At 48.6% G+C, this 3037-nt stretch carries 4 protein-coding genes and 1 tRNA gene; 3 read left to right on the top strand and 2 right to left on the bottom strand.

What is annotated here, in order from left to right:
* Positions 1–105 precede the first annotated feature (105 nt).
* Positions 106–375 carry a hypothetical protein gene (locus tag AC5I6P_RS04105; protein ID WP_495692488.1) on the top strand — a complete coding sequence of 90 codons (270 nt, stop codon included), beginning with the start codon at positions 106–108 and terminating at the stop codon, positions 373–375.
* Positions 375–659, top strand: a complete 285-nt coding sequence (locus AC5I6P_RS04100) for a helix-turn-helix domain-containing protein (RefSeq protein ID WP_495692487.1) — start codon at positions 375–377, stop codon at positions 657–659. The genes AC5I6P_RS04105 and AC5I6P_RS04100 overlap by 1 nt, the downstream gene beginning before the upstream one ends.
* Here AC5I6P_RS04100 and AC5I6P_RS04095 read toward each other — a convergent pair.
* Positions 617–1735, bottom strand: a complete 1119-nt coding sequence (locus AC5I6P_RS04095; protein WP_495692486.1) for a tyrosine-type recombinase/integrase — start codon at positions 1733–1735, stop codon at positions 617–619. The genes AC5I6P_RS04100 and AC5I6P_RS04095 overlap by 43 nt on opposite strands.
* 142 nt (positions 1736–1877) lie before the next feature.
* A tRNA-Thr gene (locus AC5I6P_RS04090) sits at positions 1878–1950 on the bottom strand.
* A 202-nt stretch (positions 1951–2152) separates the two neighbouring features.
* On the opposite strand from AC5I6P_RS04090, the gene AC5I6P_RS04085 reads away from it, so the two are divergent.
* On the top strand, positions 2153–2896 hold the full coding sequence (locus AC5I6P_RS04085) for a hypothetical protein (protein WP_495692485.1): 744 nt from the start codon (positions 2153–2155) through the stop codon (positions 2894–2896).
* The last annotated feature ends 141 nt before the right edge of the window (positions 2897–3037 follow it).

The following is a 3037-nucleotide window of genomic DNA, read 5'->3' as shown; positions in this document are numbered from 1 at the left end:
GTCAATCGACCCATGTTCACCAAGTTTCAAAGACGGCTAAGCCGGTGGGAGAGCGCATCAACTGGACATTTCGACCACACGTTAAAGGAGCAAGGAGGTAGCAGCATGAAGGTTAGTTCAAATCCATTTACAGGCGAGAGCAATGGCGAGTCGATAGAGCAATCTTTGCCTGACGACTGGAAAATTAAGCGTCTGGTTCGCGAGTACTTCGAGGAGAACGATCGTGGCTATCCCGCCAAAATTGCAAAGCACTGGAATCTAAGGTGGGGCGAGGTGTCAACCGCCCTCAAAGAGCTAGTCGAAGAAGGGTTTTTAGTTTCCCACTGCGGGCACTACCGCAGAGTCGAGCCAAATCTTAATCAACCGGAACGCTAATGGCAACGCAAGTACAGAAAATCTATACCCTGATCAACCCACAGGACGCAGCCAAGATCAGCGATCGCAAGCCCGATACGCTCAAACGACTGAGGCGGCAAGGCGACCTAATTGAGGGCGTTCACTGGGTTAGGGAGAACAATAGGCGGGTTAAGTACCGCAAGGAACTCCTAGAAGATTGGGCAGCCACCCGCCATGACACGCACCGACACCTAGCCGCGATCGAGGAGTTCGAGCGGCATCAGAAAGCTAGAACCTCAATCGATCGCCTTGCTCCCGCATAGCGCTTGTAAATCATGTCGGGGCTATTACCACAAATTTTCGCCACGTCCGCCACGTCCATGCCGTTTTGCAGTGCTAAAGTAATAAACGTATGGCGCGTCTGATACGGGTTGCGATACTTAATTCCCGCTTCAGCTAAAATCGCCTTCCAACCCCGGTTTGTGAAATTGTGCCAGTCGATCCATCGATGCGACCTTGGCGACGGAAACACTAGATCGTCCGCCAGTGTCCGGCTGCACCGCGAGTGCCGGTCTTTGAGCGATTCCCGCAACGCTTCATTACACGGGAAGTCTCTTCGCTCTTGAGTTTTTAACCCTTCAACCACCCGCAAGCCGTTCTCTGTGTCGGATAGAACCTGCGCGAACTGCACAGAGTGAAAGTGCCGATGCACATGTCGCCATTGCAGTGCTAACGCTTCTCCCGGTCTACACCCTGTGGCAAACAGAAACCCAATCAATGGGGAGTAGTGTTTATAGTATTTATTTAAATTAAATAGATTAATAATCAGATCTCTTTCAAAAATACTAAAGGGATCAATCTCTTCTGTTGATTGAGTCGATTTAGAAATCAAAATCTTCTGGGCAAGTCCAGAGAACGAGTTGCGATCGCAGAGCCGGGATTCAACCGCCCACTCAAAACACTCGTTAAGCGCCACCAGAATGCGCTTTGCCGTGCCAATCGGCTTGTTTGCCAGTAGCCAACCACGCACCTCAATCCTAGCAAATGGATCGTCAGTTGGGAAGCGTTCAACCTCCCGGCTCCACGGACGATACTGACTCCGCATCGTGGACGGGCACACCTGAGATCGCTTGTAGACAACAAACTGCCCCCAAATTTCTCTGATCGACGCTGGTTTTACCGTCTCAATCCCCTTGTACTTAGCAAGCGTTGGATCGTAGCGATCGTAGAGAATGTCTGATTCAATTTGGCTTGCCTTCAACTTAGCAATTTGGCGATGCTTCGGCGTATCAGGATATCCGAGGCTTAGCCAGCATCGTTTGCCCTGAAATCTCCAGTACAACCGCAAGCGATCGCGCACCGACTCTACTACCACCGACCCACGCGAAGATTTAGCCATAGTTCAGATCGTTAAACGATCGACAAACTTACCCCGATTCCCCCCAACAATCCCTAAAAATCCCTAAACTTAACATTTGTTACGTTGGTCAATCGACCGCTAGAACCCGTACTCATTAACTGAAAGCCGCATTCTAGGGGGAAGCTGGTGACAAGACTCGAACTTGCGACCGGCTGATTACAAATCAGCTGCTCTACCAACTGAGCTACACCAGCCTATGCGTTAGATATTGTAGCAGACAAAATCAGATTTTTACCCCCTAACTAAGAACTTTCTAGGAAGCAAAATATAGGCCGTTAAAACCTCTCTTCGAGCAGAGCCCCGCTCGCAGGTAGATTCTCCTCCTGATAGAGTGGGGGTCGCTTTAATTTTCTTAATGTAGAAGCAACATAAATTCTAAGAAGTTGAGGCACAGGTATGGTAGCCAATGCTGTAAGGCTCGATGATCGGCTCAGTAGTCTCAGTACAGAAGCGCTCAAAGCTGAAATTCTATCTCTAATCAAAGACCGTGACGCTGAGCCGTTGAAAGAGAAGGTCGCGTTTCACAAAAACGAGTTGGTTCCTTATTTTGAAGAGCTGCAGCGGCGTAATCCATATCCAGCTGTAGAAGATCAGATTCCTGTCGTCTTGGGTGTGTGGACGCCTGTGTGGTCTACCATTCCTTTTCATGATGCGTTACCTGGTCGATTGCACGATTGCTCCTATCAAATCTTTCGTGACAACGGTTACTACGCTAACATTGCGCGCTATGCTCCAGGAAGCCGCTATAGCTTGCTGAAGAAGCTTTCTGCCTTTCTGGTCGCTTACGATTTTATGGTGATGCAGAAGTTTGAGGTGCGCGACGGAGAATGGTTTATTCAGAATGTTGCGATCGAGCAGAAATTTGGTAGACGGATTATTCCGCTCACGATTGAGCGGGCCGCAAACTGGTTTGATACAGTCTTGCAATCTCGATGGGAAGAGTTAACCGAGAAAACGGCGCTACCGAAAGAATTGAAGCTAGAAAATTTGGATAAAAATACAGTCAAGAAATTTGAGAAAACTTACTTAGCCATCCCCAAATTTGAGCATTTGTATGTGGATCACGACTTCCGCCTTGTGAAGACGCAGCGAGAAGCAAAGCAAAGACCATCCTACACGATCGCCGTTCGTCGGAAGTAGCTCTGACGGATTCGGATTTTGCAGACGCAGTTATAGCATCAGGTCGAGTCAACAACTCTGAGCTAGAAACTGCGTCTTTTTGCTATTTAACCCAAGTTGCGAGTTAGAAGCAGGAGCAGGGTAAAACCAATAAAATCTCTC

The sequence above is a fragment of the Myxacorys sp. genome (assembly GCF_059501405.1).
Note: the sequence above shows the minus strand (reverse complement) of the source record. Positions and strands in the feature narration are given on the sequence as shown.